Raw genomic sequence first — 26539 nt, 5'->3', positions numbered from 1 at the left:
TACTTAGTTTATAAAACTACGCAATACTTTTTAAAGTTTAGTACGTCACGTTACGTATATATCCATAAAAATATGAACGTTATAGGGTTGATGGTTACTGTTTTTTGTAATGGTATCAAATAAATCCTGATGCGATACATCAAGATTTTTTTATGGTATGGGTTGGCCTGAGCCATTATATGGCCTTAGCTTTTAATGATTGGCTGCTGCTATAGGAGAAATCATAATATGTGCTCTATGCGTACCAGGATTCATAATCCAGGGATGATTTGAGGCCACTGGTGCTTCTGGTAAACCTGTAGATTCTGCTGTAGCCCAAGGGAGATACACCACATAGCGTAATTTTGCACCATCTACTTTTGCTGTTTTAGGGTCGTACTCCGCTTTTGGTCCGGCATAGATATGTAAGGTTGCTCCTGAAGTGATATTAAATTTACTGGCTTTCATTTCTTCTTCACGAATATCGAAGATTTCTTGATGTTTTTTACCTTCTGCTTTTAAAGCACGTCCTCTTGCCATAAATGGTTCTAAATCTTTGTGATAACAAGCAGAACTAAAGCCGTCCTTATTAGGGTCGTCTGCCAAAACAATAAATTCATTATCACCTTCTCTTAAGGTTACAAATTCGCCTGCCATATTATAACCTATGACTTTACATCCTGATCGGCTGGCTTCTGGAGCTGACATTAATGCGGTGGCAATTAAAGCGTCGTCTGAATCAATAGGTTTTAATTGTGTGTTGCTTTCTAGTGAAGCTGTTTGTAGTTCGGTTTCCTTTTTATTGGAATCTTTTGGGGTTGTATTTGTTTTGTCTGTTGAATTACAAGATAATATTAGTCCTGTGAAAATTAATGCAGAGAAGATGTGTTTCATTTTAGATTGTTGGATTGTTAGATTGTTGGATTGTTAGATTGTTGGATTGTTGGATTGTTAGATTGTTAGATTTTTGGATTTTTGGATGATTGGATGATTGGATGATTGGAATGTTAGAAGGGTTGGGTGTTTTGAGTGATGGATTGAATTGTTGTTTTAAAGTTACTAAAACCTAATGAGATTTAGGAATTTGAGTTAATTTGATTTTTAGTGTTGTAAAGTTTTTTGACACCTACCGACGAAAAAAAACGGTGGAATACCGACGTGATCTTACTTGTATCAAAAAAAAATCCTGATGGGTTACATCAGGATGTTTTACAAATTTTTAATAAGCACTGCGCTCAGTGTGACGGTATATTTTTATTCTACAAGTACCCATTCTCCTTTTTCAATTAAAGGAATGGCTTGCTTGTATTTAACGTCTTTGGCTTCTCCGCTCATCACATGTTTAATCGTCACTTTATCGTTACGCCCAATTTTTGGTTGGTCTCTCACAATAGTTTCAACGACTTGCTGTTGTTGGCGCGATGCTCCTTCTCCAGCTTGTCTGCTTTGTGATGCGCGTTCGTCTAAATTTTGAATCTCGTCTTTTTGAGTTTCTAATTTTTCTTGCTTACGTTGTTTTGCTTCTTGAATGGTGTTCGCTGTTTCTTGAGGTATTTCACCTTTAAATAAGAATGAAATTACATCTTTATTCACTTGATCAATCATCGCTTTAAACAGCTCAAAAGATTCAAACTTATAAATTAATAATGGATCTTTCTGCTCATGTACAGCTAGCTGCACGGATTGCTTAAGCTCATCCATTTTACGTAGGTGTACTTTCCAAGCATCATCTACAATGGCTAAAGTAATGTTCTTTTCAAAATCATTAATTAACTGTGTACCTTTAGTCTCGTAAGCTTTTTGTAAATCTGTTACCACTTGTAAATTCTTAACTCCATCTGTAAATGGGACAACGATACGTTTGAATTTGTCGCGTTGCGTATCATATACATTTTCAATAACAGGAAAGGCTAAATCTGCGGCACGTTGCATTTTTTCGCGATAATGCTTAAAGGCTGCTTTGTAAATTGTACCCGCAATATCTGTGGCGTTCATTTTTCCGAATTCAGTTTCAGAAATAGGAGACTCCATTGAGAAATAACGAATTAATTCGAACTCAAAGTTTTTAAAATCATTAGCATCTTTGTTGGTGATAGCTATACCTTCAGAGGTGTCAAAAATCATATTGGCTAAATCAACTCTCAAACGTTCTCCATGTAAAGCATTACGACGACGCTTGTAAATCACTTCACGTTGTGCGTTCATAACATCATCATATTCTAGTAAACGCTTACGAACACCAAAGTTATTTTCTTCAACTTTTTTCTGTGCGCGCTCAATAGACTTAGAAATCATGCCGTGTTGAATCACTTCTCCTTCTTTTAAGCCCATTCTATCCATCATCTTAGCGATACGCTCAGAACCAAATAAACGCATCAAGTTATCTTCTAAAGACACATAAAACTGTGAACTTCCCGGATCTCCTTGACGACCAGCTCTACCACGTAACTGTCTATCGACACGACGCGAATCGTGACGTTCCGTACCCACAATGGCTAAACCACCTGCTGCTTTTACTTCGTCGCTCAACTTAATATCGGTACCACGACCAGCCATATTGGTGGCAATAGTTACTTGTCCCGCATTACCAGCTTGGGCTACAATGTCAGCTTCTTTTTTGTGTTGTTTTGCATTTAAGACGTTATGGTCTATTTTACGAATACTCAACATTTTTCCTAAAAGTTCTGAAATCTCAACGTTGGTTGTACCAATCAATACAGGTCTTCCGGCATTAGATAAGCTAACTACTTCATCAATAACCGCGTTGTATTTTTCACGCTTTGTTTTGTATACTAAATCGTCTCTATCATCTCTAGCGATTGGTCGGTTGGTTGGAATTTCAACCACATCTAATTTATAGATTTCCCAAAGCTCACCTGCTTCAGTGACCGCAGTACCTGTCATACCAGACAATTTGCGGTACATTCTAAAGTAATTTTGAAGGGTAACGGTTGCGAATGTTTGTGTTGCCGCTTCAATTTTTACATTTTCTTTAGCTTCAATCGCTTGGTGCAGTCCATCTGAATAACGACGACCATCCATGATACGACCTGTTTGCTCATCGACAATCATAACTTTGTTGTCCATCACAACATATTGATTGTCTTTTTCAAATAAGGCGTAAGCTTTTAATAATTGATTTAAAGTATGAATACGTTCCGATTTAATTCCGAAATCTCTAAATAAATCTTCTTTAAGATTGGCTTCTTCTTCAGAAGATAATCCCTGAGATTCAATCTTAGCAATTTCAGTTCCCATCTCTGGCATCACGAAGAAATTAGGATCATCTTTTCCTGATAAGAATTCAACACCTTTATCAGATAATTCAACTTGATTATTTTTTTCATCAATAACATAGTAGAGTTCTGCATCAACTTTTGGCATCTCTCTATTGTTATCTTGCATGTAGTAGTTTTCCGTTTTTTGAAGTAATTGCTTGATACCTTCTTCCGATAAAAACTTAATTAAGGCTTTATTTTTAGGAATACCTCTGTATGCTCGTAGTAATTGAAAACCACCTTCTTTAGTATCACCAGCTGCGATTAATTTCTTAGCTTCTGCTAAAACACCGATGAGATATTTACGTTGTACTTCTTCAATTTGTTGTACTTTAGGTTTAAGTGCATCAAACTCGTGCTCGTCGCCTCTAGGCACTGGACCAGAAATAATTAATGGTGTACGTGCATCATCGACTAATACAGAATCGACCTCATCGACAATAGCATAGTGATGTGGACGTTGTACTAAGTCACCAGGAGAATGCGCCATGTTATCACGTAAATAATCGAATCCGAATTCATTATTGGTTCCGTAAGTGATATCTGCATTATAGGCTTTACGTCGTGCATCAGAATTAGGTTGATGGTAATCGATACAATCAATACTCATTCCATGGAATTGAAAAATTGGTGCCATCCATGCGCTATCACGTTTTGCCAAGTAATCATTAACCGTTACTAAGTGCACTCCTTTACCAGCCAATGCATTTAAATATACTGGAAGTGTTGCTACCAACGTTTTACCTTCACCTGTTTGCATCTCTGCAATTTTTCCTTGGTGCATGGCAATACCACCGATAAGTTGCACATCATAATGAATCATGTCCCAAGTAATTGGCTTCCCTGCAGCATCCCAAGAGTTAGCCCAAATGGCTTGGTCACCTTCTAAAGTTACATAATCATTGTCACCAGAAATTTCACGGTCAAAAGCATTTGCAGTCACTGGGATCTCTGTATTGTGAACAAAACGTTTTGCAGTTTCTTTGACCACAGCAAATGCTTCTGGTAGAATGTCATTTAAAACTCCTTCTGTAACCTCGTAGATATCATCATCAATTTTATCGACCTCAAGATACATGTCCTCGCGTTCATCAATATCTTCAGTAACCTGTGCTTTTGCTAAAAGGTCTTCTTTTTTAGTTTGAAGCGGTTGTCTTGCTTCGGCAATTTTTGCTTTAAATTCAGCTGTTTTTGCTCTAAGTTCGTCATTTGATAAAGCTTCTAAAGCTTTTTCGAACGTTTTTATTTTTTCAACAATAGGCTTAATGGCACTAACGTCTTGTTTGGATTTATCTCCAACAAAAACTTTAAGTACTTTATCTAAAAAGGTCATATAATAATGTTTGTAACGGATTGATTGGTATCAATCTTTATTGTTAATTTCAGTTCGTTTTTCAATATTTTAAAAATGTGATGCTTCTAATTCATTGAATTATTAAATAAAAGCACCCCTAAAGTCCACTCAAGGGGACAGTCTATGGTTTATCGGTTTTATTTCGGAATCGGAATAAAATAACATCCCAAAATAAAAAAAGTCTCTTAGTTAAGATAACGCAAGAGACTTTTTTGTGATAATTTTATGTGTTAATATTCATCCTCGTTCCAGAGGTAATCTTCATCAGTTGGATAATCTGGCCAAATTTCTTCAATAGAGTCATAAGAATCTCCTTCATCTTCTATCGCTTGTAAATTTTCAACAACTTCTAATGGTGATCCTGTTCTAATTGCGTAGTCAATAAGCTCATCTTTGGTTGCTGGCCAAGGTGCATCACTTAAATAAGATGCTAATTCTAATGTCCAATACATAATTGCGTGTGTAATTTAATTTTTGCAAAAATAAATTTTTAGTTGAACAATCCAAGAAAAAATCAAATTAATTAATTTACCGGTCTTGCAGAACATTTATAGGTAGGTGTTTTGAACCTTTCAAAATCTACTCATAAATGTTTTATCATTAATAAAAAGAACGTGTAATTTTTCAACTTTTATTTCAGACTAAATTTTGCTTTTTAATCTTGTGCTTTTGAGTTTTGGTGTTCATAAATTCGAGTAAATTTATTGATTTTTTTAATCCAATAAGCTAGTATCAAGAGTCGAACTTATCATTAAAACTCTGTTCTCGATACATTTCGACAAAAAAGTCGAAACACTCGAACTGACGACTTAATTAAGATTCTTTATTCGGAATCCATTTTATCTCTTCAGCGTGTAAGTCATGTGACAACTTCCGTGCCAACACAAAAAGGTAGTCAGATAGTCTATTAATATACATTAAAGTTTCGGGTTGAAATGGTTCTATGTCGTTAAGGTGCGACGCCAAACGTTCCGCTCTACGGCATACTGTACGTGCAATGTGACAGAATGACACCGTTTGATGACCACCAGGTAAAACAAAGTGCGTCATTGGAGGAAGGCTGTCTTCCATAAGATCCATTCCTTTTTCTAGCTGTTCAATGTCTTCGCTGGAAATCTTTGGGATGTTCAATCGGTCTTTTCCACTTTTTAATGTTGCTTTTTCAGGGTCTGTTGCTAAAATAGCTCCGACTGTAAATAGCCGATCTTGAATATCCATCAAAGCGTTTTTGTACAATTGATCTATATCTTGATCTCTAATTAAGCCAATATGTGAATTGAGTTCGTCTATGGTGCCGTAGCTTTCAATTCTTATATGATGTTTAGGAACTCTTGTGCCACCGAAAAGTGCGGTTGTGCCTTTGTCTCCTGTTTTTGTGTATACTTTCATATTTCAAAGTTAAGCGTTATGAGTGAAACGTTGAGAATTATGATTAAAAAATTATATGTGGAAAGTTAAAAGTGTAAAGAGAGAAGTGTGAAGTGGAAAGTTTTGAGATTTGAGGATGAAGATAGAAGATATAGTTGTTGGTTGATGATTAGTTGGAACGAGGCAGGATGCAACAACCAAGAGTCAGGATTATAGAGAATAGAGAATAGAGAATAGAGAATAGAGAATAGAGAATAGAGAATAGAGAATAGAGGATAGAGAATAGAGAATAGAGAATAGAGTTTTTAGTTGATGATGACTATGTTGACCTAAAGGCTAAAAGTAACTCCCTACTGACCACTGAATACTGTCTTACTGACCACTGCCTACTAACCACTGACAACTGAATACCGACCACTGTTTTACTGACCACTGCCTACTGCCAACTGACCACTGCCTACTAATTAAACGTATCACTCTCAATAACACCATCGCGTAAACGAATGACACGCTTAGCGTGGGCTGCAATGTCTTCTTCATGCGTTACCATGATTACGGTGTTTCCTGCAGCATGAATATCTCCAAAGAGTTTCATGATTTCTACTCCTGTTTTAGAATCTAAGTTTCCTGTTGGTTCATCGGCTAAGATGATTGAGGGCTTATTAACTAAGGCTCTTCCTACAGCGACACGTTGCCGTTGTCCACCTGACAATTGGTTAGGTTTGTGATCCATACGGTCTGCTAAGCCTACATCGGTTAAGACTTCGGTGGCACGTGCGATACGGTCTTTTTTTGAGAATCCTGCATAGACCATTGGTAAAGCGACATTATCTAAAGCTGTGGTTCTTGGCAGTAGGTTGAAGGTTTGAAATACGAATCCGATTTCTGTGTTTCTAATATCGGCGAGTTCGTCGTCTGACATTTGGCTGACGTCATTTCCGTTTAGATTATAGGAACCTGCAGTTGGGGTATCTAAGCAACCTAATAGATTCATTAATGTCGATTTTCCAGAACCTGATGGTCCCATAATGGCCACATATTCTCCACGCTTGATGTCTAAATCGATACCTTTTAAAACATGAACAATCTCTTGTCCTAATTTAAAATCTCTAATGATGTTTCTAATTTCGATGACATTGCCGCTCATATATAAAAGATATTGTTGCTTAAACCTTTTGCAAGATAAAAGAATTTAAAAGTCAGTTGAAACAATAAGACGTTTAAATTGTTGGGTTGTTACAATCTAAGGTAAATTATTAAAAAGTGGATTGATTTTGTAAGACCCTTCGACTGCGCTCAGGGTGACATTCCTGTTACATTCTAATTTTAAAATGTTCTTTGACTTGTTCTCTTCTGAAAAACACGAACCCTAAATGAAAGCCATCAACGGTCACCGTAACAGCATCATGATTTTTGATGTATTCCCATGCTTCCGTCATGCCTTTGGACCAATAAATGTCATCAAAAACAAAAACAGAGTCATTATGTACTTTTGGTAATAAGGCTTCGAAATATTGAATAGTAGCCTCTTTGTTATGATGTCCATCGAAGAAAATAAAATCATAAGTCTCTTCTTTTAAATTGGGAATTGTATCCATAAAATTACCGACTAAGAATTCCACATTCCTTATATTGTTATTTACTATTTTGGATTTGGCATAATCTGAAGTGTTTGGGCAGCCTTCAATAGTAATAATCTGTGAAGTTGGATTTGCTAATGCTAAAGCATAAGTTCCCATGCCAAGAGACGTACCTAGTTCTAAACTATTTTTAAACCCAAAATATTTTGAAAGTCGGTATAAAAGCTGTGCATCTTTTTTAGAACTGCTAGAGGTCTTTGCCATTTTAGATACATGTCTGAGATTAGCGTCTAAAGTTTTTGAGCCTTCGCCTAATTCTGTTATTTGTAGCGTTGTTTTTGAGTTGCGTAACTCTTTTTTATAGTGCTCAAGTTTAGTGTAGGCTTCATATTTCGTTTTGTCATAAAGGCATTTGGTGACAAAATTATAAACAAAAGGGGAGTGGACTCCGTGCTGATTGGAGGAATTGAATAGGAATTTTATGTATGCTATTATTGGGTACACGTTTGGAGTTTTAAAGATTCAAAGTTTCAAAGTTTCAAAGCTTCAAAGTTGCAAAGTTTCAGAGGTGCAGAGTTGTAAAGTTTCTTTTCTTGCAAAGGCGCTAAGGTGCATAGAAAAAAAGATATGACTTAGCTTAATGCTTTGTGTATCTGAGGCTTTGTGAGAGGCTTCTAACCTTCCAGTTTCTCAGCCAACTCAAACCAACGCATTTCTTTTTCTTCAATGGTATCAATAATTACCTGCAGCTTTTCTGAAAGTTCACTGATTTGGTCTTGTGATAGATCCGGATTAAGGAATTTGGCTTCAAGTTCTGTTTTGTCGAATTCTAATGCTCTTATTTTTGATGTTAAATTCTTGTATTCTTTTTGTTCGTTATAATCTAGTTTATTGGCTTCGTTTTGCTTTTCGGCTTTTGAATTGTCAATTTTTTCTACTACTTCAATTTGTTTAGGTTGACTTGCATCATAGGCTCTAAAATCTGAATAATTACCAGGGAAATCGTCAACGACACCTTGACCTCTAAACACAAACATATGGTCCACGATTTTATCCATAAAATAACGGTCGTGAGACACCACTAATAATACTCCTGGGAAATCCATAAGGAATTCTTCAAGTACGTTTAAGGTTACAATATCTAAATCGTTTGTAGGCTCATCGAGAATTAAAACGTTCGGATTCTGAATTAAAACGGTACATAAATACAGACGTTTTTGTTCACCACCACTTAGCTTTTCTACAAAATCCCATTGCTTTTTTCTATCAAATAAAAACTTTTCTAGTAATTGTTGTGCGCTAATTTGTCGGCCTTTGGCTAGTGGAATATACTCGCCAAACTCTTTAATGACATCAATCACCTTTTGGTTGGGTTTGGCTTTAATTCCGCCTTGCGTGTAATAACCGATTTTAACCGTTTCACCTAAAACAACTTTACCGCTATCGGGTTGCGCTGTTTGTGTAAGGAGGTTTAAAAATGTTGATTTTCCTGTGCCGTTTTTACCAATAATACCGATGCGCTCTCCTTTTTTGAAGGTATATTCAAAATTATTAAGAATCGTTTTATCTTTAAAGGCCTTGGAAACCTTATGAAATTCTATGATTTTACTCCCCAAACGTTCCATGTTAATGTCTAATTCGATAGTATGATCGTTACGTCGTTGGTGGGCTTTCGATTTAATTTCCGAAAAATCATCAATTCTACTTTTAGATTTAGTAGTACGCGCTTTAGGTTGACGGCGCATCCATTCCAATTCTTTTTTAAAGAGTTGTTTGGCTTTACCAACTTCCGTCGCTTGATTTTCTATTCGAGCTTCTTTCTTTTCTAAATAGTAAGAGTAGTTGCCTTTATAGGTGTAAAGTTCGCCATGATCTAATTCTATAATTTCGTTACAAACACGTTCTAAAAAATAACGGTCGTGCGTCACCATAAATAAGGTTTGCTGCGTTTTTGAAAAATAGTCTTCTAACCACTCAATCATTTCTAAGTCGAGATGATTGGTAGGCTCATCGAGAATTAAGATATCTGGTTTACTCAATAAGGCTTGTGCTAATGCTAAACGTTTTTTTTGTCCACCAGAAAGTGTTTTAACTTTTAAGGTAAGATCATCTAATTTTAACTGGGATAAAGTTTGTTGGTATTGGGTTTCAAATTCCCACGCGTTATGCCGATCCATACCTTCAAATGCCTTTTGATAAGCATCCGTATCTTCAGGGTTTTTTAAAGCATGTTCGTAGGCTTCAATGATTTTTAGAATGGGAATATCAGACGCAAAAATAGTTTCCTCGAGGGTAAGATTAGGATCTAAATCTGGTTCTTGATCTAAAAAGGCTAAGCGCAGCCCTTTTCTAGCGACTATTTGTCCATCATCAGGAGTGTCTTTCCCAGCTAACATTTTAAGAATAGAGGTTTTTCCGCTTCCGTTTTTCGCCACAAAAGCGATTTTCTGATCTTTGTGAATGCTGAATGACAAATCTTTAAAAAGTACGAGCTCTCCAAATGATTTTGATATATTTTCTACGTTAAGGTAATTCAAACTATTTTTTTTGCAAAGAACGGAAATAAACCAAAAAGAAACGTATTAGTTTTGATATTAGTGTTGATACATTATATTTGTGTCCAAAGATCCATAGTATATATGAAGCCTATTAAGCTTTTAATAATTGTTTTGAGTTGTGTTGTTGTTTCGTCTTGTATCCCTCATAAAGACACGGTTTATTTGCAAGTTAAGGAGGGGGATGTTAACGATACGATTCCAAATAATTTGATTGAAATTCAGAAACCTTATCGTGTACAAGTTAACGATATCTTGAATATCCGTGTAAAAGCCCTTGATCAAGAAACGGTCACTATTTTAAATCCTACAGGAGACGGAAATTTAAATGCGAGCAGTGCTGAACGCGCTTTTTTTGATGGGTTCACGGTAGATGTGCATGGCAATGTCAGAATTCCGACGTTAGGTTATATTAATGTTTTAGGCTTTACCACGGAAGAAATTGAAAAAAGCATAGAAAAAAAATTACTAGAAGAACAATTTAAAGAAACGGCTAATATTTTTGTGACGGTAAAACTAGCAGGATTAAGATATACGGCTAGTGGTGAAGTAGGGAGGCCTGGAAGTCAGGTGTTATTCACTGAACGCGTGAATATATTTGAAGCGATTGCGAATGTTGGAGAAATTCCTTTGACTGGTAATAAAAAGGATGTTAAAATTATTAGACAATATCCACAGGGTCAGAAAATACATAGTTTGGATTTAACTGATATAAAGGTTATGGAGTCGCCGTATTATTATATTCAGCCTAATGATATTATTTATGTTGAACCGTTGGTACAGAAGACCATTGGGACTGGTACAACGGCAATTTCTAGTATCGCTACAATTGCTTCAATAGTTTCCTTAATAACCACAGGGCTTTTACTTTATTCAAGATTATAAATTATTATGAAGGATTATGATGAATTAGAAGACCATGAGTCACAAAGTATAAGTTTTGACTTTAGAGGTTATCTTTTTAAGGTTTTAAACCTATGGAAGTTTGTTTTAATTTGTGCCGGTGCAGCAATGCTCATTGCTTACTTTATAAATGTTAGAAAACAAAATGTCTATAAACTCGATTCTTTAATTTCTGTAGAAAACGATCAGAACCCTTTTTTTACAGCCAATACCAGTATTTCTTTTAATTGGGGTGGAGCTTCAGGGAAAGTAGGGAAAGTCATGACTGCTGTAAAAACCCGGACGCACAATGAACTAGTTGTAGATTCTTTGCAATATTACATGCAGTATTTAGAGGAGGGGAAGTATCATAAAATAGATGTTTATAAGAAAGCTCCGTTCGAGTTTATAATAGATAAATCGAAACCTCAAGTTTTAGAATATGCTGTAGGTATTCGATTTTTAAATGCAGAGGAATTTGAGGTTTTTACTGCTTTTGAAGGAACAAGTTCTAAAGGGCAGCGTTACGGTGATAAAGCTAAATCGACGGTTAAGATGACGGATGGTGTTTATGTAAAACGCTTTAGAAATAGGGAGCCAATTAACTTGCCATTTCTCAATGGAGAAGTTAGAATAAAGGCTTCTAATGATATTAAGCCTGGGGATGAATATTTTTTGAGATTTAAGAATTTCGATGGAGTTGTTAACACGTATAAAAATGGCATTATAATCAACACTTTTGGGGCTTCATCTGGTTCAATATTAAGATTGCAATTGGCAGGAAATAATAAAGAAAAAATTGTCGATTATCTCAATACTACTTCAGCAATTTTAAGTGCTACTGAATTAGAGCGAAAAAATTTATATGCTACAAACACCATTAAGTTTATTGATAGTAGTCTTGCAGCGGTAAACACGAGTCTTCAAGATTTTACCGATGAGATGAATCAATTTAGAAAAGATAATAAGGTATTTAATGTAAGTGCAGAAATTGCTCAAATATCAGAAGAATTAAGACAATTTGAATTGGCAAAACAAGAAGAAGAGTCTAAATTAGAATATTTAAAGAACCTCGAAGTATATTTAAATACAAAGACAAATTACACAAATATCGCAGCTCCAACGAGTGTAGGTATAGAGGAAAGTAACATTTTAAATAGTGTATCAAACATAGTAGCTTTAGCAGCGGAGCGGCAAAATTTAGAATACACAACTAAGGAAAGTTCAGATTTGTTTAAAGAGTTGGATCGCCGAATAGATTCTGAGAAAAATGTCTTGCTTGAAACGATTGATGCAACGAAAGGAACAATTGGAATCCGTGTTGGGACTTTAAATCGAAATATCGCAAATTTAGAAGCGAAACTGACCGGCCTACCTGAAGATGAGCAACAATATTTAAAAATTCAGCGAAAGTTGGATATTAGCCAAGAAGCATATGATGTTTATATGTCTAAACGTAGTGAAGCAGCCATTGTTAAGGCAGCGAACATTTCGGATATTACCATTATTGATGAAGCAAAGGATATTGGAAGTGGCTTGATTGGTCCTAATAAGACCTTAAATTATTTGATGGGGCTAATGCTGGGCTTTTTTATTCCAATGTTTCTTATCTTTATTGTCTTTCTTTTGGATAATACCATACATGGTTCTGATGAGATAGCTCGCTTATCTAAAATTCCAATTTTAGGACTAGTTGGGAAATATCGGTATAAAAATAACTTGGTTGCTTTTGAAAAACCAAAATCCGCTGTAGCAGAGTCATTTAGGTCGATAAGGTCAAGTTTGCAATTTATCTTTAATAAAAAGGATTCCGAAGAGGGGGCAAACACCTTAATGATTACCTCTTCAGTGAGTGGTGAAGGTAAGACGTTTACATCTATAAATATAGCTACAGTTTATGCACTTTCTGGTAAAAAGACTATTCTTTTAGGGTTGGATTTACGAAAACCGAAGATTTTTGATGATTTCAACATTACCAATGATAAAGGTGTTGTTAATTATTTAATTGGGGATGATGATTTTGAAGATATTGTGACTCATACCCATATTGAGAATTTAGATATTATACCATCAGGTCCTATTCCGCCTAATCCTTCTGAGTTATTAATGAGTGGTAATTTAAAAGCATTAATTAGTCAACTTAAAGAGGATTACGATATGATTATTTTAGATACTCCACCTTTAGGTTTGGTTACGGACGCTTTAGAGCTCACACAATATGCGGATGCAACTATTTTTATGGTGCGTTTAGATTATACGAAAAAAGGCATGCTGCAATTAGTAAATGCTAAACATCGCACTGGAGAGCTGAAAAATGTACGTTTTGTTCTGAATTTTTATAGGCATAAAAACAATAGTAATTATGGGTACGGCTATGGCTATGGTTACGGTTATGGCTACGGTTATGGTGTGTATGGTAATGCGTACCATGAGAATGATAAGCAGTCTATTTTTAAGAAAATAAAAGGATTTTTGAGGCGGCTTTAGTTGTTAGTCTTAAACTATTGGCCGTTGATTATTTATGAGGTTCAATTTATTTTCTCTTGAAGTCAGGACGGATCTTTAAAAAAATGGATGTTTTTTTAACTTTATACTTATGATTAGTAAAAGTCAGCTTTGGGTTAAGCGTATTTTTGATGTTGTCATTGCTATACTTTTTTTACCTCTACTTATTTTTCCTATTCTATTGTTAGTTTTCGTTGCTACTATAGATACTAAAACATGGGGGATTTATTCTCAACTTCGTGTTGGGCAGTATGGAAAACTTTTCAAGATTTATAAAATTAGAACTTTAGTTGGAGGAGAACATTATTTAGGTCAAATGAATAGTTATGCGACTTCCATTGGTCGATTTTTAAGACGTAGTAAGCTAAATGAGTTACCTCAATTATATAATGTACTCATTGGAAATATGAGTCTCGTTGGTCCAAGGCCTGATCTGCCAGGCTTTGCAGATGTCTTAACGGGGGAGGATCGCATCATTTTAAAAGTCAAACCAGGTATTACTGGACCAGCTACTTTAAAATATAAGCGTGAAGAAGAGGACTTAAATTGTCAAAACGATCCAGAACATTACAATAGAACGGTGATTTGGGTCGATAAAGTGAAAATTAATAAAAAATACGTTCAAAATTACAGTTTTTACTTAGATTTGACTCTCATTGTAAAATCTATTTTAAACAAATGAATCATTCAGAGGATAAAATCGCCATTATAGGATTAGGTTATGTAGGTTTGCCACTTGCTGTAGAGTTTGCAAAACAGTTTTTAGTTGTTGGTTTTGATATTAATAAGCAGCGCATCAGCGAATTAAATACAGGATTAGATAAAACTTTAGAAGTAGAGAATGATCATTTGAAATCGGTTTTAACTTCAGATATAAATGCCAGTAAAGGTTTACTTATAACGGATGATATTAACGCCTTGATTGCTACTAATTATTATATAGTCACAGTTCCAACACCGACAGATGCCTTAAATAAACCTGTATTTACTCCTTTAATTAAAGCTAGTGAAACTGTAGGTAAAGTGTTATCTAAAAATGATATTGTGGTATATGAGTCTACGGTATATCCAGGAGCAACAGAAGGTATTTGCATTCCTGTATTAGAGAAAACTTCTGGTCTGGTTTATAACCAAGATTTTTATGCGGGTTATTCTCCAGAACGTATAAATCCGGGTGATAAGGAGCATACAGTTACAAAAATATTAAAAGTAACCTCTGGTTCTACACCTGAAATAGCTATAAAAGTTGATAACCTTTATAAAAAAGTTATCGTTGCAGGAACACATATGGCACCTTCCATAAAAGTGGCAGAAGCGGCTAAAGTGATAGAGAATTCGCAACGTGATATCAATATTGCTTTTGTAAATGAATTGTCTAAAATATTTAGACTTTTAGATATTGATACTAAAGCTGTTTTAGAAGCCGCAGGAACCAAATGGAATTTCTTAAAGTTTTCTCCAGGTTTAGTAGGAGGGCACTGTATAGGAGTTGACCCTTATTATTTAGCTCAAAAAGCTATAGAGTCGGGGTATAATCCTGAAATTATTTTAGCAGGTCGCAAGATGAATGACAGTATGGGTGGCTATGTAGCTACCGAAACTGTGAAAATGATGATTAAAAAAGGGGCGACCATTAAAGGCTCAAAGGCTCTTGTGTTAGGGGTTACATTTAAAGAAAATTGCCCAGACATTAGAAACTCTAGAGTTATTGATATTATTGAAGAATTAGAAACATACGATGTTAATGTTGATGTGTATGATCCATGGGCTTCAGTTGAGGAGGTTAAGCATGAGTATGGTTTTGACTTAATTACAGATTTTGCAGAATTAAGCTCAGATTATGAAGCTGTTATCTTAGCGGTTTCTCATAATGAATTTTTGAAACTAGATATAACAAAATTAAAATCACAAACAGGTGTTGTTTTTGATGTAAAATCCTTACTTCCTATAGATACCATAGACGCTAGATTATAATGTACAACAATCCACATCATACCATAGACCTTTCTGAGTTAAGTTTTTTAATTACTGGAGGTGGAGGCTTTATCGGTTCTAATCTCACCGAATACTTATTAAAATATAAAGCTAAGAAAGTTCGCGTTTTAGATAACTTTTCTAATGGTCATCGCGAAAACTTAATTGAATTTATGAATCATCCTGCCTTCGAATTGATAGAAGGAGATATTCGGGATTTGGAAACCTGTAAAAAAGCGATGGATGGTATGGATTATGTGTCGCATCAAGCCGCTTTAGGCTCGGTGCCACGTTCTATTAATGATCCAGCGACAACCAATGAAGTTAATATTTCTGGGTTTTTAAATATGATGATTGCATTAAAAGATAGTTCAACTGTAAAACGCATGGTGTACGCTGCCTCGAGTTCTACTTATGGTGATAGTAAAGCTTTACCCAAAGTGGAAGATACTATTGGAAAACCGTTGTCGCCTTATGCCGTTACTAAATACGTTAACGAATTATATGCTGATGTCTTTGGAACTACGTATGATACTGATGTTATTGGCTTACGCTATTTTAATGTGTTTGGGCCTAAGCAAAGTCCAGATGGAGCTTATGCGGCTGTAATTCCGTTATTTATGCAAGCGCTTAAAGATAATGAGCCTTCGAAGATTAATGGAGATGGAGAACAAACTCGTGATTTTACCTTTATAGATAATGTGGTACAAGCTAATGTTAAAGGTTTTTTTGCTTCTAAAGATGCTAAAAATGAAGTTTTCAATGTGGCATGTGGAGAACGTATCACCATAAATTATCTATGGGAATCCTTACGTATTGCAGCTGACTCTGATTTAAAAGCTATTTACGGGCCTAATCGACAAGGTGATGTAAGAGACTCATTAGCTGATATTTCTAAGGCAGAAAATTTATTGGGTTATAAGCCACAATATACGGTTAGAGAAGGGTTGAAGATTACTTGGGATAGTTTTAGTTAGTTGTGAGTTGTTGTAGAATAGATTTCTTGATTACTTTACTAAGTTACAAATGCAGTGATCTAAGGCTACTGTACCAATAAGAATGTCGGATTGCTATTTAAAAGTCGTTATTAATTCTATTACTTATGTTTTCGTTTCCTTATGTAATTAGTATATTAGCCTGTTGAAAAAAGGAACCATTTTCCTCAATTTCAGTAATTAACTATGGCTTTAGAAACTCGTGTTTACCAGAAGGAACGTACCATAAAATTTGGCAAGCTTTTAAAAGCGAGTTTGTCTGATATGTATCATTCACGTTTTTTAGCACGGCAATTGGCAGAACGTGACATAAAAGCAATGTACCGCCAATCTTATTTAGGGATTCTTTGGGCGTTTATTATGCCATTGACGACAGCTGCCGTTTGGATTTTTTTAAATAGCAGTGGTACGGTTAAGCTATCTAATACAGGTGTCCCTTACCCTGTGTATGCTTTTACAGGTACGTTAATTTGGTCTATTATTGTAGCTTCCATAAATTCACCAATGCAAAGTACGCAAGCTGCTAAGGGTATTTTGACCAAAATAAATTTTCCAAAAGAAGCCTTATTACTTTCGGGAGTTTATAAATTGTTATTTGATAGTTTTGTCAAGATCCTTATTTTAGTATCCTTCGTGTTTTTGTACGGTGTTGGTTTTAACACCAGTTTGTTTTTGTTTCCTTTCGCTATTATTGGTGCCATTATTTTTGGAACTACTGTTGGTTTATTTTTAACTCCAATCGGTTTGTTATATAAGGATATTAGTAAAATTATCACGTTCGGTATGCAGTTTTTAATGTATGTTACACCCGTGGTTTATGCGATTCCGAGTACAGGTATAATGAAGAGTATTATGCTTTGGAACCCTATAACTCCAATTGTATTAACTGCTCGTGATTTGGTAGTGGGATTCACCCCCGAATATCTCGGTTATTTTTCAGTGGTATTAGCGGTCTGTATCCCCTTTTTATTTTTAGGGTTAATTATTTATAGGATATCTATTCCTATAATTGTGGAACGTTTGAGTGCGTAGTAGGTTTAAAGCAATTAGGGAATAGGGTGTTTTTTATTGTATTATAATTTTTGGGAATAACGATTTTATAAAATTAGATGTCAGATAAGCGTGTAATATCATCTTCAGATAATGAAGTACTTGTAAAAGTTGAGGGATTAAGCAAAAAGTTTTGCAAAGATCTTAAAACAAGTTTATGGTATGGAGTTAAAGATTTAGTAAGTGGTGTTAGCGGTTCTAGTCTAGAACGCCTTTTGCGCCCTAAAGAATTTTGGGCGGTTAAGGATATTAATTTTGAACTTCGCCGTGGTGAATGTTTAGGTTTAATAGGCCATAATGGGGCAGGTAAAAGTACCTTGCTCAAAATACTCAATGGTTTAATCAATCCTGACGCAGGAAAAGTCACCATTAAAGGCCGTGTTGGGGCGCTTATAGAATTAGGAGCAGGTTTTAATCCTATTCTTACCGGACGTGAAAACATTTATAACAATGGTGCTATTTTAGGCTTTAGCCGCAAAGAGATTAAAAGTAAATTAGATGACATTATCGCCTTTGCAGAGCTCGAAGAGTTTATAGACATGCCTGTACAACATTACAGTTCTGGAATGAAGGTGCGTTTGGGTTTTGCTGTTGCGGCACAGATGGAACCCGATGTGTTGATAATAGATGAGGTATTGGCTGTTGGAGATTTAGGGTTTATTTTAAAATGCTTTAAAACTATCGATACTATTTTACCGCATACGGCTGTGATTTTTGTATCTCATAATATGCCGATGGTGTCGCGGATCTGTTCTCAGATTATTTTAATGGAACATGGTTGTGCTCAATTTCAAGGAAATGATGTGAGTAAGGGTATAGATTTGTATTATTCTCGATTTGCAGGTAATAGTTCAAACGTTGTATTTACAGATGGATCATTACAATTAAAAACTATAACACTATTAGGCGTTCAAGAGGAAGAGGGGTTACCTCAAGTTTCTTGGATGGATAATTTTAAAATAAAACTTGAGTTTGAGTCTTTACTAAATAGGGAGGTCCCTAATTTCTTTATTACAATTTTTGATAAAGAGCAACGACCTGTGGCAGCATTTGAACAAAGGAAACAAACGGATAAATTATTTTTTAAAGAGGATAATGTATTGTCTTTTATAGTAACTCATAAAGGGCTACAACTATCTAAAGGCCTGTACTCGTTGAATGTCTCTGCTACTGATGACGCCTCAAATGAGCCAATCTTAAGGATTAACGATGCCCTAAAATTCCAAGTCATTCATTCAAAAGATATTTGGCCACCGTTACTTTTAAAAGCGACCTACGAAAATTGCTAATATATGTTTTTAAGAAATAAAAATGATAAGGTGTTCTGTATTGGTCGTAATAAAACTGGTACAACGAGTTTGGAGAAAGTATTGAAGGAATTTGGTTTTAAGATGGGTAATCAGATGGAAGGTGAGATGCTTATATCAGCTTATCGAGAACATGATTGGGATAAAATTGTGAAATTTTGTAAAAGCGCCGAGGCATTTCAGGATGTTCCATTTTCATGGCCTTATACTTGGTTATTTTTATATAAAACGTATCCAAACGCTAAATTTATCCTCACGGTTAGAAATGAGGAAGATTGGTACCGATCGATTACATCATTTCATTCCAAATTGTTTACTGAAGGAGAAAGAATTCCTGTAAAAGAGGATTTAATAAACGCAAACTATAGATATCCAGGATTTATTTGGGAAGCTAACAGAGCGGTATGGAAAACTCCAGAAGATGATATCTATAATAAAGACCTATTTATTGCTAATTATAGAAGACATAATGAAGATGTTCTTCATTTTTTTAAAGATAAACCAAACTTTATTTGCCTAGATGTATCCCAAAAAGAAAGTTATAAGTTATTAGCTGAATTTTTACAAAAAGATGCACTACATGAAGAGTTTCCTCATTTGAATCAGACCAATAATGATTAACGTTACAAAAACATTTTTACCACCACAAACCGAATATCAAGCTATTTTAAAAAAAGCTTGGGATACAGGGTGGATGACTAATAGAGGAGTACTGGTAAAAGAATTGGAAACTAAAATATCAGCCTATTTAGATACTCCGCATATTATTGCTATGACCAATGGGACTTTGCCATTACAAATAGCCATTAAAGCATTAAAGCTTCATGGGGAAATTATAACCACACCTTTTAGTTATGTGGCCACCACGAGTAGTATAGTATGGGAAGGCTGTACGCCAGTTTTTGTAGACATTGCCCCTGATTTTTTAACCATTGACGAAACTAAAATAGAGGTCGCAATAACCCCTAAAACTACCGCTATTCTTGCAACTCATGTTTTTGGTAATCCTTGTAATGTTGAAGCTATAGCCGCTATAGCAAAGCGCTATCATTTAAAAGTCATCTACGATGCGGCACATTGTTTTGGTGTCACATATAAAGGAGAGTCTATTTTTAATTATGGAGATGTCAGTACCTGTAGTTTTCATGCAACTAAACTATTTCATACCGGTGAAGGTGGAGCGGTATTTTGTAAACCAGACTATTACGATGCTATATTTTCTCATCATAATTTTGGACACGATGGTCCTGAAGCTTTTCAAAGTTTAGGGATTAATGCCAAGATGAGCGAGCCACAGGCTGCTATGGGATTAGCCGTATTGCCTTATATGGATGACATTATAGATAAGCGTCGAAAAATTGTAAATGCCTATGATCAATTATTTGAAGAAGTTTCAGCCATTAAGCAATTAGTAATTCGTTCGGAAACACAATGGAATTATTGTTATTACCCAATAATTTTTGAAACGGAAACACAACTCTTAAAAGTTATAGCGGTTCTAAATGATAAAGCTATTTTTCCTAGACGCTATTTTTATCCAAGTCTAGAGACCTTACCTTATGTACAGGCTGTTAATTTACCTCATTCGGCTGCCATATCAAAACGTGTTTTATGTTTACCACTCTTTCATGATTTAGATATAGAGAGCATACAATATATTGTTAAATCTATAAAAGAAAACATATGAAAATAGCGGTTATGCAACCATACATATTTCCTTATATAGGATATTTTCAGATGGTTAATGCTAGTGATATATTTGTTTTTTACGATAATGTAGATTACATTCAAAGAGGTTATATAAATAGAAATAACCTATTGTCAGGTGATGGCAAACAGTATTTTACAGTTCCTGTAAAAAAAAGTAGTTTGGGGACGAAAATAAATGAGGTTGTGATAAGTGATTATGGCAAGTGGAAAGTTAAGTTTCTAAAACAAATTAAATTTACTTATTCTAAAGCTCCATTTTTTTCTGATATTTACATGATTTTAGAGCAATTTTTAGAAAATAAAAAGTACGATAAAATCAGTGATTTCTCAGCTGAATCCGTTATTATGATATGTAATTATTTAGGGATGCAGAATCAATTTTTATTTAGTTCAGAAATTGAAGGATTAAATGAAATTAACGATAAGGTTGAAAAACTTGAACATATTTTAAATACATATAAGGCCAGTGAAATTATATTACCACCGGGTTCAAAAGAATTATATAAAAATTGGGAGCCCATTAAAGCTAAAAAAAGGACATTAAAAAGCCTTGAAATTAATTATAAACAATTTAATTTTCAATTTGTAGAAAATTTATCCGTTATAGATGTGTTAATGTTCAATGAGGTTGAAAAAGTACAGTCATTTATAGAAAAAGTTAATTATCAATGAAAACAATAACAGGCATTCATGGCGTACCAAGATCTGGAACATCGTGGCTAGCTCAAATTTTTAATGCGTCTCCAGAAGTAAGATTGAAGTTTCAACCTTTGTTTTCATATGCTTTCAAAGAGGACCTTAATGAATTTTCTTCAGCTAAAGAAATCACAGAGTTTTTTAAAGCTATTTATAACAGTGATGACGATTTTATTAATATGCGGGATACTGACTTACTTAAAGGTTATCCTAAATTTCAAAAATTAGCACAACAACAGCATTTGGTTTTTAAGCATGTGCGTTACCATTATATTCTACCTAATTTAATGAAGAACAATAATCAAGTAAAACTAATTTTAGTGATTAGAAACCCATTGTCTGTATTAAGTTCTTGGAAAAATGCACCAAGAGAATTTGATCCATCTTGGGATTTTACTAAAGAATGGAAATTAGCACAACTAAAAAATACGAATAGGGCTGATTATTTTGGCTTCGATAAATGGAAGGAAGTTACAAAAATGTTTTTAGCATTAGAAAAAACGTATCCACAGCGGGTGAAATTGGTGACATATAAGTCGATGCTTAATAATACATTAGAGGTGTCGAAAGCGTTATATGACTTTGCAGAAATTACATTTGGGCAACAATGTGAAAATTTTATTAATGAAAGTAAAACGATACAAGTTGATCACCCAAATAGTGTTTTTAGAGTTAAAATTAATGATGAAGCTTATAAAAATGATATAGCCATAGATATCCAAGATGAAATTATTCAAAATTTGAAAGGGACAAATTTAGAGCGCTTTTTATATGAATAAGCAAACAAAACCACTTGTTAGTGTAAGCGTGGTAACCTATAATCATGCTAGTTATATTAAACAATGTTTAGATGGAATTTTAATGCAAAAAACTACGTTTCCTTTCGAAATTATTTTAGGGGAAGATGATAGTTCTGACGGAACTAGAGCTATTTGTAAAAATTATGCAGAACGTTTTCCAGATAAAATTAGATTGTTTTTACGCTCTAGAAAGGATGTCATTAAAATCAACGGTAAGCCGACTGGGCGGTTTAATTTTATGGAAAATTTAAAAGCCTGTCAAGGAAAATATATAGCATTATGTGAAGGGGATGATTATTGGACGGACCCTTTAAAGTTACAGAAACAGGTTGATTTTTTGGAAGGGAATAGTGATTTTTCTGGAAATTTTCATGATACTTTAATGATTAATGAAAATCATATAAATTCAGAACTAAAGCCTTGGAGAGTTTATGACAAACAAATTTTTAAACTGGAAGACACTTTATCGATAACAGCGTTATTTCATACAAGTTCATTTCTATTTAGAAGAACTAATCTAATTATTCCTAGCTGGTTTAAGTCAGTTCAAAGTGTTGATATGGCATTGTTTACAATTTTGGCTTCTACAGGTAATTTATTTAGAATCGATGATGTTATGAGTGTGTATAGAAAAAATGCAACAGGCATTACGAATAACGTTAAACCAATTGATTATCATAATAATCGTATTAAACTGTTTAAACATCTTAATGATTTTTTAAAGGATAGAGATAGAAATCGAATATTTAAAATAATCAATATTCATGAAGCACAATTAAAAAGATTAACTAAAGAAAAGTCTTTGTATTATAGATTGAAAAAGCGTTTAAGATGCATGTTCAAACAATAATTGTGTATTAAAATAAAAGAATACTAATAATAAATGAACATTGCTATTTTTTCACCTAGTCAAAATCCTTATTCTGAAACTTTTATTCAGGCTCATAAAACCTATTTAAAAGACGATGTGTTCTATTATTATGGTCCATACGGACGTATTAAGCTAGAGGGTTCTGGGTATTTAATATCAAAGACGGAAGCATGGCGCCATCGTTTGATTCGTAAACTAAATAATTACTCTTTTAAGTATATTAACGAGCAATCTATTTTGGCTTCCTTGAAAAAGCAAGCTATAGATGTGATTTTGGTAGAATATGGAACGCATGCCTATCATTTATTAAATTTTTTAAAATTGAGTAATTTGCCAATTGTGGTGCACTTTCATGGATTTGATGCTAGCGTACATGACGTGGTGAAAAAATGTAATAACTATAAAGATGTATTCGGACATGCCACAAAAATCATAGCAGTTTCAAAAAAAATGGAACAAATGTTATTAGATCTTGGATGCCCTAAAGAAAAGCTTATATATAATGTCTATGGCCCACAAGTAGAATTTCAAAAAGTACAAGCATCTTTTTCAAAAAAACAATTTATTGGGATTGGGAGGTTTACTGATAAAAAGGCCCCTTATTACACAATTATGGCTTTTAAGGCAGTGCTTAGTAAGCATCCTGATGCAAAATTACTGCTGGCAGGGGACGGGGAGTTAATGAATGTGTGCCAGAATATAGTTCGTCAGTATCAACTGGAAAATCAGGTAGAATTTTTAGGGGTGGTAACACCAGACGAATACAGAAGGCTATTAGGAGATGCTTTAGCCTTTGTGCAACATTCTATTACTGCGGCGAACGGAGATATGGAAGGTACGCCTTTGGCTGTTTTAGAAGCTAGTGTTGCTGGATTGCCTGTGATTTCTACCAACCATGCAGGAATACCTGATGTTATTATCCACAAAAAAACAGGATTGTTGAGTGAAGAACATGATGTAAACAGTATGACAAACCATATGATTAAACTTTTAGATGATAGGGATTACGCTAAGCAATTAGGTGATGCTGGTAAAGCGCATATTTTAAAATATTATAGTATGCAGAGACATATTCAGGGGCTTCAAGACATTTTAGAAGAGGTTAGTCTGGAGAACTAAATAATAACATCTAACTTCGAGATTTTTATTCACTTTAACCATACCTTTTTTTTAAAGTGATTTAAAAGTCGATGTTGTCTAATTTAAAAAAAAAAGAATACTAGATTTATAATTTAAGAAATGTGTTGATGACGACTCCCCTTATTTCTATTATAATACCAGTGTATAATCGTGCCAATTTAATTGGTGAGACCTTAAATTCTATCGTATCTCAAACGTATGCGAATTGGGAGTGTATTGTTGTAGATGATGGGAGTACAGATGCAACAGCAACCGTAATTAATACATATGTAAAAAACGATGAGAGGTTTGTTTATACAAAAAGACCTTCAGAGAGCATAAAGGGAGCTCCCTCATGTCGTAATATTGGTTTAAAGCAATCTAAAGGCGATTACGTGATGTTTTTTGACTCTGATGATCTAATGCCGATTAACATGTTAAACCAACGAGTCCAATTGGCATTAAATAACAAGGGGTACGATTTCTGTGTCTTTCAGACCATTCGCTTTTATGACACGATTGAAAATAAAGATTGTTTATGGAATGATTTAACCCAACCTAATACAGCCGATTTCAAGAGCTTTTTAAATTTAAGTCCGGTTTGGCATACGTCTGGCCCCTTGTGGAACAGAACATTTTTAATTGATAAAAATCTTTTTTATACAGAAGGTGTTCCATCTTGGCAAGATTGGGAATTTCATATTCGTGTGCTTTTAATTAGTACCAATTACGTGAAATTTCCAGATGAATCATGCGCTGCCCTTCAACGATTTCATAAGAATGAAACTATAAATAAAAATAATTCTATCTCAGTAATAGAAAAAAGATTGGATTTGATTTTTATTATGTTGAGTGAGATAAAACAACATTCGGTATTTGATGAAAAAGAGGTGCAACTATTATTATTTAAGTTGTTTTATTTTGTCATTTCCAAACTCCCAATAACCAGTTTTGAACAAGATTTATGGAAGAATATTCAGAACATTTTATACCTTGTACCAAAAATAGATTTTTGGTTTTGGAATTTATTATTGTTTTTTAGAAAGCGTCAAAATAAAATACTTAATCGTATCGTATTCAGGTTTATATTAACACTTAAAATGATTTATTTTAACAAACGCTTTGCTGTTGAAAACTATAAGAATAGAAGTTGGTATAAAATAAAATCTAATACCTCTAAATTTCCCTCTCAATTTATATGAAAAAAATTTTATTTATCAACCATTCTGCATCAAGAACAGGAGCACCAATAATGTTGCTGCATTTTTTAAAATGGTTAAAATCAAAAAATGTAAGATTTGATGTTTTAAGTTTACAAAACGGGGATTTACTAGATGAATTTTCAATTATTAGTGATCAACATTTTTACAAGATAAAAAAAGATAATCTTTTCGTAAAAACTAAACGGTATATAAATTGGTTTCAGGAAGAAGGAAGTATTACAGGGTTATTATATCCAGAAAGTGATCTTAAGTCAATTTCTAAAAATAATTACAGCTTGATATATGCTAATAGTATATTAAGTCTGCCTGCTGGCTATTATATAAAAAAAAATAGTTTAAATAATTTACAATTATTAGTGCATATCCATGAATTAAATATTGTCCTTCAAAGATATTGCCCAAATTTCAGTTTTTTTTCATCAAGTATTGATCACATTATTGCTGCATCATATAGAGTCAAGGATAATTTAATATCTAATTGGGGATTTAAGAATAATGATATTAGTGTAGTTTATGAACATTCTACGATGCCTAGTGCGACGCCTAATGCCGTCAATAAAAAAATAAGAGAATTTATTGTAGGGGCTTCAGGAATTGCAAGTTGGCGTAAAGGACCTGATTTTTTTTTAATGGTAGCTAAATATGTTTTCGAAAAAATGCCGGAAGCTACTATTCAATTTCAATGGGTTGGAAGAATTTCTAGTTTTAATCGATTAATTTTTGAAGAGGATTTGAAAAAATTAAATCTAACTAATAAAGTAGAGTTCGTTGGTGCCAAGGAAAATCCACACGATTATTATTCTAATTTTGATATTTTTTTAATGACTTCAAAAGAGGATCCTTTTCCATTAGTTTGTATCGAAGTAGGGATGTTAGGAAAACCAATTATATGTTTTAAAGGTGCTACAGGTACAGAAGAGGTTTTAGAAACTATAGAAGGGACTATAGTGCCTTACATGGATATAATTCAAATGGGAGAGTTAGTGATTAAATATTACGAAAACACCCAGTTCAAAATTGAAGTTGGTAAAAAAATGAAAGATGTTTTTCAAGAATTTACTCCCGAAAAACAAAGTGTAAAATTTTATAATATAATATTGAGTTTGATTAATAACGAATCTTAAGTGAAGCATAAGTAACGTCACATAGGTAAGCGAGAGGTTAGAATGGTTAATATGGATATGATACAGCTGAAATTAATGAAGAATTATCTGTTATTGAGCGTGAAAAAGGAGCAGGTCTACACTATAGCTATAATTTATTAAATAAATATTATTCCTTAAAGGCCTAATT

The 26539-nt window shown here is 34.0% G+C and carries 22 protein-coding genes; 15 read left to right on the top strand and 7 right to left on the bottom strand.

Going from position 1 to position 26539, the window contains the following annotated elements; translation table 11 throughout:
• Nucleotides 1–192 precede the first annotated feature (192 nt).
• The 7 genes from KO515_RS15175 to KO515_RS15145 form a co-directional block, all read right to left on the bottom strand.
• A complete protein-coding gene (locus tag KO515_RS15175; protein ID WP_215937187.1) occupies nt 193–873 on the bottom strand; it encodes a hypothetical protein in 681 nt (226 codons plus the stop codon).
• A 360-nt stretch (nt 874–1233) separates the two neighbouring features.
• Nucleotides 1234–4590, bottom strand: a complete 3357-nt coding sequence (gene secA, locus KO515_RS15170) for a preprotein translocase subunit SecA (RefSeq protein ID WP_215937186.1) — start codon at nt 4588–4590, stop codon at nt 1234–1236.
• Nucleotides 4591–4841: 251 nt separating this feature from the next.
• Nucleotides 4842–5063 (bottom strand): DUF2795 domain-containing protein, encoded by a 222-nt coding sequence (locus KO515_RS15165; protein WP_215937185.1) that lies wholly within the window; start codon nt 5061–5063, stop codon nt 4842–4844.
• Nucleotides 5064–5424: 361 nt separating this feature from the next.
• A complete protein-coding gene (locus KO515_RS15160) occupies nt 5425–6000 on the bottom strand; it encodes a cob(I)yrinic acid a,c-diamide adenosyltransferase (protein ID WP_215937184.1) in 576 nt (191 codons plus the stop codon).
• A gap of 439 nt (nt 6001–6439) precedes the next feature.
• Nucleotides 6440–7126, bottom strand: a complete 687-nt coding sequence (locus KO515_RS15155; RefSeq protein ID WP_215937183.1) for an ABC transporter ATP-binding protein — start codon at nt 7124–7126, stop codon at nt 6440–6442.
• Nucleotides 7127–7292: 166 nt separating this feature from the next.
• A complete protein-coding gene (locus KO515_RS15150; RefSeq protein WP_215937182.1) occupies nt 7293–8063 on the bottom strand; it encodes an O-methyltransferase in 771 nt (256 codons plus the stop codon).
• Between the two features lie 170 nt (nt 8064–8233).
• Nucleotides 8234–10096, bottom strand: a complete 1863-nt coding sequence (locus KO515_RS15145; protein WP_215937181.1) for an ABC-F family ATP-binding cassette domain-containing protein — start codon at nt 10094–10096, stop codon at nt 8234–8236.
• A gap of 102 nt (nt 10097–10198) precedes the next feature.
• Here KO515_RS15145 and KO515_RS15140 point away from each other — a divergent pair, with 102 nt between their 5' ends.
• From KO515_RS15140 to KO515_RS15070, 15 genes are all read left to right on the top strand, one after another.
• Nucleotides 10199–10999, top strand: a complete 801-nt coding sequence (locus KO515_RS15140; protein WP_215937180.1) for a polysaccharide biosynthesis/export family protein — start codon at nt 10199–10201, stop codon at nt 10997–10999.
• Nucleotides 11000–11005: 6 nt separating this feature from the next.
• Entirely contained in the window at nt 11006–13483 is a 2478-nt protein-coding gene (locus KO515_RS15135) for a polysaccharide biosynthesis tyrosine autokinase (RefSeq protein WP_252723888.1), read from the top strand.
• Between the two features lie 109 nt (nt 13484–13592).
• On the top strand, nt 13593–14183 hold the full coding sequence (locus KO515_RS15130) for a sugar transferase (protein ID WP_215937179.1): 591 nt from the start codon (nt 13593–13595) through the stop codon (nt 14181–14183).
• Nucleotides 14180–15475: a nucleotide sugar dehydrogenase gene (locus tag KO515_RS15125; protein ID WP_215937178.1), complete on the top strand. Its 1296-nt coding sequence runs from the start codon at nt 14180–14182 to the stop codon at nt 15473–15475. Before KO515_RS15130 ends, KO515_RS15125 begins: the two co-directional genes overlap by 4 nt.
• The gene (locus tag KO515_RS15120; protein ID WP_215937177.1) at nt 15475–16452 is read left to right on the top strand and encodes an SDR family oxidoreductase; all 978 of its coding nucleotides are present in this window, start codon (nt 15475–15477) and stop codon (nt 16450–16452) included. Before KO515_RS15125 ends, KO515_RS15120 begins: the two co-directional genes overlap by 1 nt.
• Before the next feature lie 204 nt (nt 16453–16656).
• Complete coding sequence (locus tag KO515_RS15115) at nt 16657–17502, top strand: ABC transporter permease (protein WP_215937176.1); 846 nt, start codon at nt 16657–16659, stop codon at nt 17500–17502.
• 77 nt (nt 17503–17579) lie between these two features.
• Nucleotides 17580–18809, top strand: coding sequence for an ABC transporter ATP-binding protein (locus tag KO515_RS15110; RefSeq protein WP_215937175.1), 1230 nt, complete (start codon nt 17580–17582; stop codon nt 18807–18809).
• 3 nt (nt 18810–18812) lie between these two features.
• Nucleotides 18813–19448 (top strand): sulfotransferase, encoded by a 636-nt coding sequence (locus tag KO515_RS15105; RefSeq protein WP_215937174.1) that lies wholly within the window; start codon nt 18813–18815, stop codon nt 19446–19448.
• Entirely contained in the window at nt 19441–20514 is a 1074-nt protein-coding gene (locus KO515_RS15100) for a DegT/DnrJ/EryC1/StrS family aminotransferase (protein ID WP_215937173.1), read from the top strand. Before KO515_RS15105 ends, KO515_RS15100 begins: the two co-directional genes overlap by 8 nt.
• Nucleotides 20511–21209: a WbqC family protein gene (locus KO515_RS15095; RefSeq protein WP_215937172.1), complete on the top strand. Its 699-nt coding sequence runs from the start codon at nt 20511–20513 to the stop codon at nt 21207–21209. Before KO515_RS15100 ends, KO515_RS15095 begins: the two co-directional genes overlap by 4 nt.
• Entirely contained in the window at nt 21206–22012 is an 807-nt protein-coding gene (locus KO515_RS15090; RefSeq protein ID WP_215937171.1) for a sulfotransferase domain-containing protein, read from the top strand. Before KO515_RS15095 ends, KO515_RS15090 begins: the two co-directional genes overlap by 4 nt.
• Complete coding sequence (locus tag KO515_RS15085) at nt 22005–22883, top strand: glycosyltransferase family 2 protein (protein WP_215937170.1); 879 nt, start codon at nt 22005–22007, stop codon at nt 22881–22883. The genes KO515_RS15090 and KO515_RS15085 overlap by 8 nt, the downstream gene beginning before the upstream one ends.
• Before the next feature lie 33 nt (nt 22884–22916).
• Nucleotides 22917–24023 carry a glycosyltransferase family 4 protein gene (locus KO515_RS15080; protein ID WP_215937169.1) on the top strand — a complete coding sequence of 369 codons (1107 nt, stop codon included), beginning with the start codon at nt 22917–22919 and terminating at the stop codon, nt 24021–24023.
• Nucleotides 24024–24151: 128 nt separating this feature from the next.
• Nucleotides 24152–25225, top strand: coding sequence for a glycosyltransferase family 2 protein (locus KO515_RS15075; protein ID WP_215937168.1), 1074 nt, complete (start codon nt 24152–24154; stop codon nt 25223–25225).
• The gene (locus KO515_RS15070) at nt 25222–26370 is read left to right on the top strand and encodes a glycosyltransferase (RefSeq protein WP_215937167.1); all 1149 of its coding nucleotides are present in this window, start codon (nt 25222–25224) and stop codon (nt 26368–26370) included. Before KO515_RS15075 ends, KO515_RS15070 begins: the two co-directional genes overlap by 4 nt.
• Nucleotides 26371–26539 lie beyond the last annotated feature (169 nt).

It is taken from the genome of Winogradskyella psychrotolerans, from assembly GCF_018860545.1.
Taxonomy (GTDB): domain Bacteria; phylum Bacteroidota; class Bacteroidia; order Flavobacteriales; family Flavobacteriaceae; genus Winogradskyella; species Winogradskyella psychrotolerans_A.
This window is presented reverse-complemented; position numbering and strand designations above follow the sequence as displayed.